Below are 14129 nucleotides of genomic sequence, written 5' to 3'. Positions count from 1 at the left end.
GCTAGGGCACAGGGAGATCGAGCGTGGCGGATATCGAGCGCATGACCGTAGTCATTCCCCAGCCGATGGCCGCGCAGATACGTGCCGCCGTCGAGGCCGGGGAATACGCTTCACCGAGCGAAGCGGTTCAGGATGCGGTCCAGCTTTGGTCCGGCCGTCAGGCATTGCGCGCGCACGAGTCGGACAGGCTGCGTCGGGCCTGGGACGCGGGCAAGGCCAGCGGTACGCACGGTCCCGTCGACTTCGCCGATCTCCGCCGGGAAGCCCGTGCACGGCTGACGGCTGCGAAGGACGACGCCGGACATGGCGGTTGAGATCGTCTGGTCCAGGCTTGCCCGCCAAGAACTGCTCGACATCTACGTGACGATCGGCCTGGAGAATTCGGCCGCTGCCGAACGCATCTATGATCGTATCGAGGAGCGGACGGGGCACCTTGCCGACCATCCCCGCATGGGCCCCCGCCGGCCGGACATCCGGCCCGCCGTGCGGGTCCTGGTCGAGGCGCCGTACCTGATCCTCTACGAGGCGGTGCCCGACACGGACGACGGCCCGATCGCCTCGGTCGAGATCGTCACCGTCGTGGACGGGCGACGCGACCTCGCCCGGACCCCTTTCTGAGCCCGCCTACTCCGCCGCCACCCGCGGCGGGAAATGCCGCCCGTCGTTGGCCGCACCCGCCGGGGCCTCGTAGCCCGGCTGGTCCATCGGGTCGTCGCGCTCGCCGATGAAGCGGCCGAAGCCGCGCACGAACAGCCGCGAGAGGTCGTCCATCAGGACGAAGATCGCCGGGACAAAGACCAGCGACAGGATGGTCGAGACGATCAGGCCGCCGATCACCGCCACCGCCATCGGCGCGCGGAACTCGCCGCCGATGCCGAGCGCCATCGCCGAGGGCACCATGCCGGCGGCCATGGCGATGGTGGTCATCACGATGGGCCGCGCCCGCTTGCGGCCGGCATCGACGATGGCGGTCGCCCGGTCGACGCCGCGGGCCATCTCCTCCACGGCGAAGTCCACGAGCATGATCGCGTTCTTCGTCACCACGCCCATCAGCATCAGGATGCCGATGACCACGGGCATCGAGATCGGCATGTTGCAGATCAGCAGGCCGAGGATCGCGCCGCCGATGGAGAGCGGCAGCGAGAACAGGATGGTCAGGGGCTGCAGGAAGTTGCCGAAGAGCAGGATCAGGACGCCGAGCACCATCATGAGGCCGGCGCCCATCGCCAGGGCGAAGCCGGAGAAGACCTCGCCCATCACCTCGGCGTCGCCCGTCTGGCTGATGGTGACGCCGGGCGGCAGGTTCTTGGCCGCCGGCAGGTCGAGCACGGCCTGGATCAGGGAACCCAGCGCGTCCGAGCCCTGCATGTCGGCCTCGATCGCCACGCGCACCGAGCGGTCGTAGCGGTCGATCGCCGTCGGGCCCTGGCCGAGGCTGATGTCGGCCACCGTCGAGAGCGGCACCGCCGCGCCGCCCTTCACCGGGACCTTCAGGGTCTCCAGCTCGGACAGGTCGCCGCGCAGGCGCTCGGGGAGCTGCACCCGGATCGGCACCTGCCGGTCCTTGGCGTTGAACTTGGCGAGGTTGGCGCCGATGTCGCCGATGGTGCCGACCCGCACCGTCTCGGCGATCAGGTCGGTCGAGACGCCGAGGTCGGCCGCCACCCCGGCCTTGGGGCGGATGCGGATCTCGGTGCGGTCCAGCGGCGCCGTCGACATCACGTTGACGAGGTGGGGCACGGCCGCCGCCTCGCGCTGGAGGCGGGCGGCCACGTCCGCCACCACCGTCTTGTCGGGGCCGGCGATGATGAGCGCGAGGTCGCGCTGGCCGCCCTCCCGCAGCGCCCAGAACCGGATGTCGGGCTCCTCGCGCAGGATCGAGCCGACCTCCACGTCGACCTGCTTCTGGGTGCGGTGGCGGGTGTTCTTCGGCGTCAGGTTGATGGTGAGGCTGGCCAGCCGCACCTCCTTCTTGCCGGGCAGCTGCCGACCGCCGTCCACGAAGACGCTGCGCACCTCGGGCAGCGCCCGGATCTTCTCCACCAGCCGGTCCGTGACGCGGGTGGTGTCCGAGAGCCGGGCACCAGGGGCCAATTCGAGCACGAACAGGGTGCGCGCGGCGTCCTCCGCCGGCAGGAAGCCCGCCGGCAGCAGGCCCGTGGACATGATGGAGCCGACGAAGCAGGCGATGCCGGCCACCAGCGTGATGAACTTGTGCCGCACCGACCACGCCACGAGGCGGGTGTAGCCGCGCATCACGGGGCCGTCGCGGGTGAGGTCGGGCCCGTGGTCGCGCAGGAAGTAGGCGGCCAGGAGCGGCGTGATCAGCCGCGCCACCAGGAGCGACATGAACACGGCCGCGGCGATCGTGAGCCCGAACTGCTTGAAGTACTGCCCGGCGATGCCGCCCATGAACGACACGGGCGAGAAGATCGCGATGATGGTCGCCGTGATCGCGATGACGGCGAGCCCGATCTCGTCGGCCGCCTCAAGGGCTGCGCGATAAGGCGTCTTGCCCATGCGCATGTGCCGGACGATGTTCTCGATCTCGACGATGGCGTCGTCCACCAGGATGCCGGTCACCAGGGTGATGGCCAGCAGGCTGACGGCGTTGAGGGAGAAGCCCAGCGTGCTCATCACCCAGAAGGTCGGCAGCACCGAGAGGGGCAGGGCGATGGCCGCGATCAGCGTCGCGCGCCAGTCCCGCAGGAACAGCAGCACCACGATCACGGCGAGCGCCGAGCCTTCGAGCAGCCCCAGCATCGCCGAGTGGTAGTTGCCCACGGTGTTGATGACGGAGGTGTCGATCAGGTCGAAGCGCACGCCGGGATTGGACGCGTGCAGCTCGTCGATCTTCTTGGCCACCCCCACGGACACGTCCGCGTCGCTGGCGCCGGAGGAGCGCGAGATCGCGAAGGCCACCACCGGCTCGCCGTTGAAGCGGGCGAAGGTGCGCGGCTCCTCGGCCGTGTCGGCCAGCGTCGCCAGCTCGTCCAGCCGGACCTTGCGGTTGCCGGGCACGACGATGGAGGTGGCGGCCAGCGTATCGAGGCTGGCGGATGCGGCCAGCGTGCGGATCGACTGCTCCAGGCCGCCGACCTCGCCGCGCCCGCCCGCCATGTCGGCGGAGGTGAGGCGCAGCTGCCGGTTCACGTCGGCAGCCGTGATGCCGAGCGACAGCAGCCGGTCGGGCTTGAGGGTGACGCGGACCTCGCGGGCCACGCCCCCCAGGCGTTCGACGCCACCGACGCCCTTCACCCCCTGGATGCCGCGGGCCACCACGTCGTCCACGAACCAGGACAGGTCCTCGGGCGTCATCGCGGGCGCGGAGGCGCCGTAGACCATGATCGGCAGGCCCGCGATCTCGACGCGGCTGACGATCGGCTCCTCGATGGTGCGGGGCAGGTTGATGCGGATCTTCGAGATCGCGTCCTTCACGTCGTTGACGGCGCGGTCCTGGTTCACCTCCAGGCGGAACTCGATCGTGGTGGTGGAGATGCCCTCGGTGATGGTCGAGAGGACGTGCTTGACGCCCTTCACGCCGGCCACCGAATCCTCGACCCACTTCGTCACCTGGGTCTGCAACTCGGCGGGCGCGGCGCCCGACTGCGTGATCGTCACCGAGACGATCGGGATGTCGATGTTGGGAAAGCGCGTGATCGGCAGGGACCGGAAGCTGACGAGCCCGAGCAGCATCAGCACCAGGAACAGCACGATCGACGGCAGGGGCTTGCGGATCGCCCAGGCGGACACGTTCAGGCGCATTTTTTTGCCCTATCGCTCAGCGAACGGCGGCATCGGCGAGGGGCTTCAGGCCCTCCGGCGCCACGGGCCGTACCCGGTCGCCGTCACGCAAAAAACTGCCGGCGCGGGCGACGACGCTCTCGCCCTCGGACAGCCCGCTGCGGACCTCCGAAAACCCCTCGGCCGAGAGGCCGGGCTTGACCACGCGGGCCTCGACGCGCCCGTCCTTGACCACGAGGACGCCGGCGCGCCCGTCGGCCGTGAACAGAAGGCTGGAGACGGGCACGGCGACGCCCGCCCGCCGGGCCACCTCGACTGTGCCGCGGGCGAAGGCGCCGATGCGCAGGGCCGGGTCGTCGTGGAGGGTGACGCGGACCTTGCCCAGCCGCGTCGCGCGGTCGACCTCCGGGTAGACCCGGCGCACCTTGCCGGCCAGGCGCCGCCCGTCCTCCAGGTCGAGGCTGGCCGCGTCACCCAGCTTCAGGCGCGGCAGCCAGGTCTCGGGCACCTCGCCCTCCAGTTCGATCTCGCCGCGGGCAATCAGGCGGAAGAGGGGTTCGCCCACCGCCGTGGCGGTGGCGCCGACGCGGGCGGTGCGGCGGTTGACGATGCCGGATTCGGGAGCGCGGATGTCGGTGCGGGCGCGCCGCAGGGCGATCTCGGTGCCCGCGGCCTTGGCGGTGGCAAGATCCGCCTCGGCCGATTGCAGGCCGCCGCGGCTGGCGGCGAGCTTGCCGTCAGCGCCTTGGGCTGCCGAGATGCGCTGCTCCAGCACCGCGGCCGTGGCGTTGCCGGTCTTGATCAGGGACTGGGCCCGCTCCAGGGACAGGCGCGCCTCGGTCTGGGCCGCCTCGGCCTGGACGATCTGGCTGCGGGCCTGGACGATGGCGGCCTCGGCGCGGGCGACGGCCGCCACGTTCGAGGCTTCCTGCGTCGCGATCATCTCCAGCGACAGGCGCGCGAGCACCTGCCCCTTGGCGACCCGGTCGCCCTCCTCCACGAGGAGTTCGGTGATGCGGTAGCCCTCGATCTCGGGGGAGACCAGGATCTCGTCGCGGGGCACCAGGGTGCCGGTGACGATGGCGCGCTCGACGATCTCGCGGCGCTCGGCGCCCACCACGGTCACGGCCGGCGCGATCGCGGCCGCATCGGGGACGGCGGCCGGCTCCACGGCGGCGGCCGGCAGGGCCAGCGCCGACAGCAGGCCGGCGAGCGCGAGCCGGCGCAGGCGCGGGAGACCGAGAGAGTGCGGGCAACGGCTCGGCACGGACAACACCTCGCTGGCGGCGCGGGAACGCCGGGCCGCCCCTGTTGCAGCGCACGTCGGCGATTTCATGGCACTGCCTCCTGCGCGGCGACGGGCCGCTCCCTCAGGGCGCGGTCCCGGGCGCGCGAACCGTGCAACCGTGCTGCCGCGAAGACGTTAAAACGCCATTAACCATAGCACGGGCGGGAGGCGTCCCATGAGCATCTTCCAGATCAGGCAGACGAAGAGCGGCGCGGTCCTCTGGACGGGCGCGGCGGCCGACGAACGGACGGCCCTGGACGCCATGGCGCGCGAGGCGGGCTACCCGGACTTCTCCGCCTTGCCGGACACGGTCCGTGCCAACGGCATCGAGGCGGCCAAGCTGGACCTGATTTCCTAGCGATACGGCCTCACCGCAGGCCGTCCGCTCGGCCTGCGGTCTATTCCAGGCCCTGCGCGATCGTGTCGATCAGGGCTGCACAGCGTCTCACCGCATCCGGGTCGGAGAGCGCGCCGATCGCCGTGGGATCGAGGGCGAGGCCGGTCCGGACGAGGTCGGGCCATAGGGCTGCGTCGGGCCAGCCCTCATGGACCAGGGCCGCGCCGAGCCGTTGCAGGGCGAGCGCCTTGTCCCGCTGCTCGTCGTAGGCGCGGGGCTCCGGCAGGCAGACGAAGCGCTTGGCGTGGGCGGCCACCGCCGCGACCAGCCCGTCCCCGCCGCCGCCGACCACCAGGGCGGCAGAGCCGAGATGCGCGTCCACGTCGTCCACCCAGCCGTGCAGGTGGAGGTTTGGGGGAACAGCCCCCTCCCCCGAGACCGGACCGAGGACGTGCCAGGGGCGCTCGGGCACCGCCCGGGCCGCCGCAGCAAGCGCCGGCAGCGAACCGCCCGCGCCGCCGCGGCCGAACACGACGACGATGCGCCCGTCGTCCTCGCAGGACGGGCCCGAGGCCGGCCCCTGACCGAGGAACCCCGCGTAGGCGGTCTTGGCGCGGACCCAGTCCGGCACGCGATCGCCATCCAGGGCTTCCGGAAACGGTGCCAGCAGGCGGCTCGCGCTGCGAAACGCTTCGCGATGGGGCGGATCGGTGCGCGTGCCGGCGAGCCGGACCACGATCGTCGGAAGTGACAGGAGGCGGGCGAAGAGCGCCACCTCCACCGAGACGTCCACGACCATCAGCACCGGATCGGCCTCGGCGGCCCAGGCGGCGATGCGGGCCATGCGGGCGCGGATGCCGGGGTGGCGCAAGGGGGCGTAGTGCAGCCCCTGCGGCCGGTCCGCCTCCCCGTCCAGCCCGTCGAAGCCCGAAATCGGGTCATCGGGGAGCCGGTCGTCGGGCAGGTCGATGACCGGTCCCGGCGCGCCGGCCGTATCGACATCCGCAAACGTGCCGATCAGGGTGCAGGGCCGGTCCATCGCCGCGGCGATGGCGCAGGCCCGGTGCCAGTGGCCGATTCCCTGGTGGTGGACGTAGTAGCCGACCGGCCGACCCATAGCCCTCACGCCGCCGCCCGGTGCAGGCGGGCGATGGCGTCGAGGTCGGAGAGCGCCGCGTCGAGGTCCACGAAGGGCGCGGGCGCGTCCCGCGCTTCCAGGCGGAGGTTGGCCCGCTCCACGAAGGCGATGTCGTTCGGGCAGGTCTCCGGCGCGATGGCCGCGCGATCCTCCGGACCGAGGCCGAGTTCGGCCAGCACCGCGTCGCGGGCGGCTTCAGTAAGGGTCCAGGCCCGGCGCAGGCGCGCCCGGCGCAGGATCAGCGCCTGCCAGTGGCCGGCTGTCGGAAGCCGGTAGGGGGACGCGCCCGCCCGCACCGCCTCGGCGCGCCGGTTCATCTCGGTGGCCATGCCGCCCGTGACCCGGCCCTGGCGCCGGCCCGAGACGTCGACGTACACGGCCGGGCAATGGCGCACGCGGGCGCCGGCCTGCTGGAGCCTGCCCACCAGGGCGTTGTCCTCGCCGCAGGGGATCGCCGGCAGGCCGCCGACCGCCCGGTAGAGCGTTGCGGACACGGAGAGGCTCGCGGCGGTGTGGTCGCCGTGGCGCGGGGACGGGTCGTGCGGCGGCGGGTCGAAGATGTCTTCCAGGGTGCGCACGCCGGCCCAGTAGCGCTCGATCCGCAGGTGCAGGTCGGCGAGCAGGGGGTCGGCCGCCTCGTCCTCGGCATCGATGACGAGGCGGCCCCCGACCACGTCCGCCTCGGCAAGGGCCCGAAGGTTGGCCGCGACCCAGCCGGCCGGCGGGCGCACGTCCGCATCGGTGGTCAGGAGGATTCCGTCGCGGATGCCGTCCGCAGCGAACCAGTCGGCGCCGGCTTCCAGGGCCATGCGGCGGGCGGTGCCGACATGGGCCGCCGCGCCGGCGACCTGGACCTCGATCAGCCGCAGGTCGAGGTTGGGGATCGCACCGGACGCCTCCAGCGCGCGGACGATGTCGGCGGTGCCGTCGCTGCAATTGTTGGCGACGACAACGACGCGCAGCCGTTCTTCGGGCGAGAAGCCCGCCTGCCCGTCGAGGCTGCGGAGCAGGCGGGGCAGCCGTTCCGCCTCGTCGCGGGCGGGGACGCAGACGATGGCCGGGGGCATCTCAGCCGGCCCGGCGCAGGATTGGCGGGGCCGCAGCCTCCAGGACCTCAGCGTAGACCTCCTCGTAGCGGGCGGTCATCGCCTCGGCGTCGAACAGGGCCTCGGCCCGGTCGCGGCAGGCCCGGCGGTCGAGGCCGGCGGCCTCGCCGATGGCGCGGGCGAGGTCGGCCGCGTCGTCGGGGCGGGCCAGCCGCCCGCAGCTCCGGTCGAGGATGTCGGGCATGGCGCCGCGATGGAAGGCGGCCACCGGCGTGCCGCAGGACAGGGCCTCGGCGACCACGAGGCCGAACGGCTCCTCCCAGCGGGGCGAGACGATGGCCACCCGCGCCCGGCCGAGATGGCGGGCGAGGTCGCGGTGGGAGAGATGGCCGAGATGGGTCAGGTCCGGCCCCAGGCGCGGCGCGATCTCGGCCTCCCAATAGGCGGGGTTGAGGCGCGGCCCGGCGAAGACCAGGGGCAGGCCGGAGGCCCGCGCGCCGTCGATGGCCAGGTGCAGGCCCTTCTCCGGCACGATCCGGCCGGACCAGAAGGCGTAGGCCGGCGCGTCCGGCTCGGAATTGTAGGCGAAGGTCGAGAGGTCGATGCCGTTGCCGACGACGGAGGCCGGCACCAGGTCCTGCCATTCCCGCGCCAGGGTGGCGGAGACGGCCAGGAAGGTCATGTCGGCGGCCGCCGCCCGGACGCCGCCGGCCAGGGATTCGAAGGGCGGCGTGTGCAGCACCGTGACCCAGGGCATGTCGAGCCGGGCGCTCTCGCGCAAGGGCAGGTCGTGCAGGCTGTTGTTGTGCACCAGGTCGAAGCCGCCCCTGGCGACCGCGTCCATCATGGTGCGGTAGGCCGCGAGTTCGGCCCGGTCGATCTCGGCCTCGCGCTCGGGGTCCTGGAGGGCGTCGCCCGTCGGCGCGCAGACCAGGACCGGGTTCAGGGCCGGGTCGGAGCCGTGGCTGGCGAACAGCGTGACGTCGTGGCCGCGCCGTTTCAGCACCTGGGCGAGGAGATGGGTGTGCATCTCCAGGCCGCCGGCATAGGGCTGGCCGATCGGGTACTTCAGATGTGCGAGGAGAGCGATCTTCACGCGAAGGCCGGGTCTGGTGGTGCGGGAACAGGGGCGGAACGCCGCGCCCGGACAGGGAGCGCGGCGGTTATCACGCCCCCGATTCGCACCGCAAGCGCGGGAGCCTCGGGAGCGGCGGGCCTTCGGGATGCTGGCCCGTCGACCACATACCCTCCGGTGTACGGGAAAGGATATGAACCGGCGATGATCGCGGGCAGGGTCGCCCGTCAGGGGCGCCCCATCGCCAGCGCCTTGAGGTCGAAGCCCGGATCGGCCGCCTGCTCGGGGGTCAGCGGCGTGCCGGCCGCGAGCAGGCGCCGGGCGATCATGTGGTCGCCCGCCCGGTCGACCGACTCGACGGCGCTCAACCGGCCGTCGCGGAAGCGGAACACCGAGAACGCGTCCCCCGTCCCGCGCGGCACGCTCGCGTCGGCAGGGGCACCGAGTCCCGCGATCTGGAGCTTGTGCCGGCCCTGGTCGCTCCAGAACCAGGGCAGGGCCGCGTAGGGGGCCGGCCGGCCGGCGAGGCGCGCGGCCAGGCACCGGCCCTGGTCGATGGCGTTCTGCACCGATTCGATCCGCACGGTGCCGTCCGGGGTCACGCCTGTCGCGAAGGGGCTGGGAAACCGGGCGCAGTCGCCGATGGCCGAGACGGCCGGGTCCGCGGTGGCGAGCCAGGCATCCACGCGGATGCCGTCGGCGACGGCGAGCCCCGCCTGCGCCGCCAGTTCCTGGTTCGGCAGCACGCCGATGCCGACGAGGACGAGGTCGGCCGGCAGGGTCTCGCCGTTCGAGAGCCGTACGCCCGAGACCCGCCCGCCCGCGCCCTCGATCGCCGACACCCCGGCCTCGAACAGGAAGCGGACGCCGAGCGCCTCGTGCGCACGGCGGAAGAATTCGCTCGTCTGCCCGGAGACGGCCCGCGCCATCGGCCGTCCGGCCGCCTCGACCACGGTGACGGACAGGCCGCGGGCGGCGGCGACCGCCGCGAATTCGAGCCCGATGAAGCCCGCCCCCACCACGACGATGCGGTTTGCCGCCTCGATCGCCCCCTTGAGGGCGTCGGCGTCGGACAGGCCCCGGAGTTGGCGCACGCCCTCCAGCTCCGCGCCCGGCACCGGCAGGGGCCGGTTGCGCGCGCCGGTGGCGAGGACGAGGTGGCCGTAGGGCAGGACGCCGCCGTCCGCGAGCAGGAGCCGCGTCCCGTCGCGGTCGATCCCCGCCGCGCGCGTTTCGGCCCGGTGGACGATCCCGTGCTCGGCGAAATAGCCGGCCGCGCGCAGGTGCAGCCCCTGCCGGTCGGTCCTGCCGGCGAGGTAACCCTTGGAGAGGGGCGGGCGCTGGTAGGGCAGGTCCGGCTCGTCGCCGACCAGGGTGATCGGCTCGGCAAACCCCGCCTCGCGTAAGGAGGCCGCGACCTGGAACCCGGCCTGGCCCGCGCCGACGACGACGAGCCCTGCCGTGACGAGCCCTGCCGTCACCGGGCGGCCTCGGCGGTCTTCCTGCGGGGTGCTGCCTGGAGGATGGAGATGCCGGGCAGCCAACGCGCGCCGTCGCGCATCAGGTACTCCCAGAAGGCGCCGGCTGCCGGCCCGAGCACCTTGTCGGCCCGGCGCACGGCGTACCAGTCGCGCCGGATCGGCAGGCCCTGCACGTCGAGCTGCACCAGGCGCCCGCTCTCGACCTCGGCCGCCACGGTGTGGGCGGAGAGCAGAGCGATCCCCAAGCCCGCCATCACCGCCTGCTTGATCGTCTCGTTCGAGCCGGAATCGATCCCGAGCTTGGCCCGCTTGATGATGATGCCGCTCATGAACTCCTCGAACACCGTACGGGTGCCCGACCCGTCCTCGCGCACCAGGAAGGACTGCTCGGCGATGTCGGCCCGCGTCAGGCCGGCCCGGCGCGCCAGCGGATGGCTCGGGGCGGCGATGAGGACGAGGGGGTGCGGCCCGAAGATCTCGGCTTCGATGGCGAAGTCGCGCGGCGGCCGGCCCATGATCGCGAAGTCGATCTCGTAGTTGCGCAGGGCCTCCACCGTGTTGCCGCGGTTGCGCACCGAGAGGTTGATCTCGACGCCGGGATAGCGCTGGATGAAGCCCGCGATCACCTGCGGGGCGAAGTACTTGGCGGTGGAGACCACGCCGATGGTGACGCGCCCGCCCGCCCCGCCCTTCAGGGTCCGGAGCCGGTCGGCGCAGGTCTCCAGCGTGGTGTTGATGCTGTCGATCGCCCACAGCATCTCGCGGCCCGCATCCGTCGGCCTGAGGCCGGTCGGGGTGCGGTCGAACAGGAGCAGGCCCGCCTCCTCCTCCAACTGGCGGATGCGGGCGTAGAGGGCGGCCGAGGTGACGTTGAGTTCCTGCGCCGCCCGCGTCATCGTGCCGAGCCGGGCCACCGCCGCGACTGCCTGAAGCTGCTTGAGGGAGAGGTTACGCATGGTTCGGTTCTAGTTTTTTTGTATGTTGCCGCAAGTTATTTTAGAATTCCTGAGGTGCGCCATCCCCGGTTCCCGCCAGTCCACAGGCACGGCACGATAACAGGGCGGTATAGCCGCGGTCGGTCGCCCGGTGTATGCCGCGCGCTCCAGCGCGGGTCTCGAAATTCCAGGGAAGGGCAAGCCGATGGCGACAGGATCTCCGGCGGTCGGGACGGGGCTCGACGCCTGCCTCGCGCAGGCCGTGGCGGCCGATGCGGGGCTGGCCGACACCGCCGCCGTGATCGCGGCGATCGCGGCTGCGGCCATCGACATCAGCGAGGTGATCGGGCGCGGGGCCCTGGGCGGCGACCTGGCGGCGGCCGGCGCGCACAATAGCGACGGCGACGTGCAGAAGGCGCTGGACGTCATCGCCCACCAGCGCGTCACGGAAGCGCTCCGGGGCGCGCCCGTGGCCGAGGTCGCCTCCGAGGAGGCGGAGGGGGTGATGCACCTCAACCCCGGCGCGCCGCTGGCGGTGGCGATCGACCCGCTGGACGGCTCGTCCAACATCGGCGTCAACATGGCGGTCGGCACCATCTTCGGCATCCGCCCCGCGGTGCAGGACCCGGCCAACCCGATCGCGAGCTTCACCACGCCCGGCACCGCGCAGCTCGCCGCCGGCTTCGTCACCTACGGCCCGGCCACCGCCCTGGTGCTGACCCTGGGCCACGGCACCCAGGTCTACGTGCTGGACCGCGCCGAGCGCGCCTTCCGCCTGACCCATGCCGAGCTCGACGTGCCGGTCTCCGCCAAGGAATACGCCATCAACGCCTCGAACGCCCGGCATTGGGACGGGCCGATCAAGGCCTTCATCGAGGATTGCCTGCGCGGGGCGGACGGCCCCCGCGACAAGGACTTCAACATGCGCTGGCTCGGCTCCCTGGTGGCCGACGCGCAGCGCGTGCTGATGCGCGGCGGGGTGTTCCTGTATCCGGGCGACGGCCGCAAGGGCTATGCCCAGGGGCGGCTGCGCCTGCTCTACGAGGCCGCCCCCATCGCCATGCTGATGGAGCAGGCCGGTGCCGGGGCCACGGACGGCGGGCGCCGCATCCTGGAGATTGCGGCCACCGGCATCCACGAGCGCGTGCCCCTGGTCTTCGGCTCGCAGGAGGAGGTGGCCTGCGTCGCCAAGTACGTCGACGGGCGCAACCACAGCGCCGGCCGCTCCCCCCTCTTCGGCCAGCGCGGGCTGATCCGCTCGTGAGGGCGGCGGTCACCGGGTAGCCGGGCATGTCGGCACGCCATCCCATCATCTCGGTGACCGGCTCGTCGGGGGCCGGCACCACCTCGGTGCGCGACACCTTCGAGCAGATCTTCCGCCGGGAGGACGTGCGCGCGGACTACATCCAGGGCGACGGCTTCCACGCCTTCGACCGCGACACCATGCGCGCGATGATGATCGAGGAGCCCACCCTCAGCCACTTCGCCCCCCGCGCCAACCTGCTGCCGGAGCTGGAGGAGGTGTTCCGCAGCTACAGCGAATCCGGGACCGGCCGCACCCGGCACTACGTGCACGACGAGGCCGATTCCGCCCTGCACGGGGCGCCGGTGGGCGCGTTCTCGGCCTGGACGGCGTTCGAGCCGGGCTCGGACCTGCTGTTCTACGAGGGCCTGCACGGCTGCGTCGTCGACCAGAGCGTGGACCTCGCCCGCTATCCCGACCTCAAGATCGGCGTCGTGCCGGTGATCAACCTGGAGTGGATTCAGAAGCTCCACCGGGACCGCTCGACGCGGGGCTACTCGATCGAGGCCGTCACCGACGTGATCCTGCGCCGGATGCCCGACTACGTGCAGACGATCTGCCCGCAATTCTCCTGGACCGACATCAACTTCCAGCGGGTGCCGACGGTCGACACCTCCAACCCCTTCATCGCCCGCTGGATTCCCACGGCCGACGAATCGATGGTGGTGATCCGCTTCAAGGACCCGAAGGGCATCGACTTCTCCTACCTCGTCTCCATGATCCACGACAGCTTCATGAGCCGGGCCAACTCCATCGTCATCCCCGGCTCGAAGCTCGACCTGGCGATGCAGCTCATCCTCACCCCGATCATCATGCAGCTCGTCGAGCGCCGCCGCCGGCTGGCCTGACGGACCGGCCCCCCTGTACGCAAGTCCGGCTTCCCGTCCCCGGCCCCCGCGCGCATGGTGATCCCGCCGCGCGATGGCAGAGACCTTTCCCGTCCCGAAAGACGCCCATGGCAGCACCCGTCATCGCCCCCTCGATCCTCTCGGCCGACTTCGCCCGGCTGGGCGAGGAGACCCGCGCGGTGGCCGAGGCCGGCGCCGACTGGATTCACCTCGACGTGATGGACGGGCATTTCGTGCCCAACATCACCTTCGGCCCGCCGGTGGTGAAGGCCCTGCGCCCGCACACCGACAAGTACTTCGACGTGCACCTGATGATCGCGCCCGCCGACCCGTATCTGGCCGCCTTCGCCGAGGCCGGGGCGGACGGCATCACCGTGCACGTGGAGGCCGGCCCGCACGTCCACCGCTCCCTCCAGACGATCCGGGCCCTGGGCAAGCGGGCGGGCGTGGCCCTCAACCCCGGCACGCCGGCCGCCATGGTCGAGCCGCTGCTCGACATGGTGGACCTCGTGCTGGTGATGACGGTCAACCCCGGCTTCGGCGGCCAGAGTTTCCTGGCCGGCGCCCTGGAGACCGTGGCGCGGGTGAAGGCGATGTGTGCCGGCCGCGATATCCGCATCGAGGTCGACGGCGGCATCGACGCGGAGACCGTGGTCGCGGCAGTCCGTGCCGGGGCCGACACGTTCGTGGCCGGCAACGCCGTGTTCAAGGGCGGCCCGGCGCATTACGCCGAACGGATCGCGGCGATCCGGGCGGCGGCCGGCACCGCGGCCGGGTCCGCCAAGACCATCCCATGCTGAAGGCGCTGATCTTCGACGTCGACGGGACGCTGGCCGAGACCGAGGACCTGCACCGGCAGGCCTTCAACCGCGCCTTCCGCGCCCTCGGCCTGCCCTGGGACTGGGATCCCGCCCTCTACGCCGACCTGCTGGCG

At 72.2% G+C, this 14129-nt stretch carries 14 protein-coding genes; 7 read left to right on the top strand and 7 right to left on the bottom strand.

What is annotated here, in order from left to right:
- Positions 1-23 precede the first annotated feature (23 nt).
- Positions 24-314 (top strand): ribbon-helix-helix domain-containing protein, encoded by a 291-nt coding sequence (locus COGEMETH_RS01675; protein WP_238180887.1) that lies wholly within the window; start codon positions 24-26, stop codon positions 312-314.
- Positions 304-618: a type II toxin-antitoxin system RelE/ParE family toxin gene (locus COGEMETH_RS01670; protein WP_238180886.1), complete on the top strand. Its 315-nt coding sequence runs from the start codon at positions 304-306 to the stop codon at positions 616-618. Before COGEMETH_RS01675 ends, COGEMETH_RS01670 begins: the two co-directional genes overlap by 11 nt.
- A 6-nt stretch (positions 619-624) precedes the next feature.
- Here the strand turns inward: COGEMETH_RS01670 and COGEMETH_RS01665 are convergent, their stop codons facing one another.
- Positions 625-3765, bottom strand: coding sequence for an efflux RND transporter permease subunit (locus COGEMETH_RS01665; protein WP_238180885.1), 3141 nt, complete (start codon positions 3763-3765; stop codon positions 625-627).
- A 16-nt stretch (positions 3766-3781) separates the two neighbouring features.
- Positions 3782-4972 carry an efflux RND transporter periplasmic adaptor subunit gene (locus COGEMETH_RS01660; protein ID WP_373875298.1) on the bottom strand — a complete coding sequence of 397 codons (1191 nt, stop codon included), beginning with the start codon at positions 4970-4972 and terminating at the stop codon, positions 3782-3784.
- A gap of 235 nt (positions 4973-5207) precedes the next feature.
- Between COGEMETH_RS01660 and COGEMETH_RS01655 the strand changes: the two genes are divergently transcribed.
- A complete protein-coding gene (locus COGEMETH_RS01655; protein WP_238180884.1) occupies positions 5208-5390 on the top strand; it encodes a hypothetical protein in 183 nt (60 codons plus the stop codon).
- 40 nt (positions 5391-5430) lie between these two features.
- Here COGEMETH_RS01655 and COGEMETH_RS01650 read toward each other — a convergent pair whose 3' ends face one another.
- The 5 genes from COGEMETH_RS01650 to COGEMETH_RS01630 all read right to left on the bottom strand — a co-directional run bounded on the left by COGEMETH_RS01650 (position 5431) and on the right by COGEMETH_RS01630 (position 11065).
- The gene (locus COGEMETH_RS01650; RefSeq protein WP_238180883.1) at positions 5431-6486 is read right to left on the bottom strand and encodes a glycosyltransferase; all 1056 of its coding nucleotides are present in this window, start codon (positions 6484-6486) and stop codon (positions 5431-5433) included.
- 5 nt (positions 6487-6491) lie between these two features.
- The gene (locus tag COGEMETH_RS01645; RefSeq protein WP_238180882.1) at positions 6492-7574 is read right to left on the bottom strand and encodes a glycosyltransferase family 2 protein; all 1083 of its coding nucleotides are present in this window, start codon (positions 7572-7574) and stop codon (positions 6492-6494) included.
- 1 nt (position 7575) lies between these two features.
- The gene (locus tag COGEMETH_RS01640; RefSeq protein WP_238180881.1) at positions 7576-8649 is read right to left on the bottom strand and encodes a glycosyltransferase family 4 protein; all 1074 of its coding nucleotides are present in this window, start codon (positions 8647-8649) and stop codon (positions 7576-7578) included.
- Positions 8650-8855: 206 nt separating this feature from the next.
- Complete coding sequence (locus COGEMETH_RS01635) at positions 8856-10109, bottom strand: NAD(P)/FAD-dependent oxidoreductase (protein ID WP_238180880.1); 1254 nt, start codon at positions 10107-10109, stop codon at positions 8856-8858.
- A complete protein-coding gene (locus tag COGEMETH_RS01630; RefSeq protein ID WP_238180879.1) occupies positions 10106-11065 on the bottom strand; it encodes a LysR family transcriptional regulator in 960 nt (319 codons plus the stop codon). The genes COGEMETH_RS01635 and COGEMETH_RS01630 overlap by 4 nt, the downstream gene beginning before the upstream one ends.
- 184 nt (positions 11066-11249) lie before the next feature.
- Here COGEMETH_RS01630 and COGEMETH_RS01625 point away from each other — a divergent pair, with 184 nt between their 5' ends.
- From COGEMETH_RS01625 to COGEMETH_RS01610, 4 genes are all read left to right on the top strand, one after another.
- Positions 11250-12308 (top strand): class 1 fructose-bisphosphatase, encoded by a 1059-nt coding sequence (locus COGEMETH_RS01625; protein ID WP_238180878.1) that lies wholly within the window; start codon positions 11250-11252, stop codon positions 12306-12308.
- Positions 12309-12334: 26 nt separating this feature from the next.
- Complete coding sequence (locus COGEMETH_RS01620; protein ID WP_238180877.1) at positions 12335-13195, top strand: phosphoribulokinase; 861 nt, start codon at positions 12335-12337, stop codon at positions 13193-13195.
- A gap of 107 nt (positions 13196-13302) precedes the next feature.
- On the top strand, positions 13303-13995 hold the full coding sequence (gene rpe, locus COGEMETH_RS01615; RefSeq protein WP_238180876.1) for a ribulose-phosphate 3-epimerase: 693 nt from the start codon (positions 13303-13305) through the stop codon (positions 13993-13995).
- Positions 13989-14129: HAD hydrolase-like protein (locus COGEMETH_RS01610; protein ID WP_238180900.1), on the top strand; the 141-nt coding region annotated here is incomplete at its 3' end. The genes rpe and COGEMETH_RS01610, both read left to right, overlap by 7 nt.

The organism is Methylobacterium trifolii, assembly GCF_022179685.1.
Taxonomy (GTDB): Bacteria; Pseudomonadota; Alphaproteobacteria; order Rhizobiales; family Beijerinckiaceae; genus Methylobacterium; species Methylobacterium trifolii.
The sequence above is the reverse complement of the archived record's forward strand: the minus strand, read 5'-3'. Positions and strand labels throughout refer to the sequence as shown.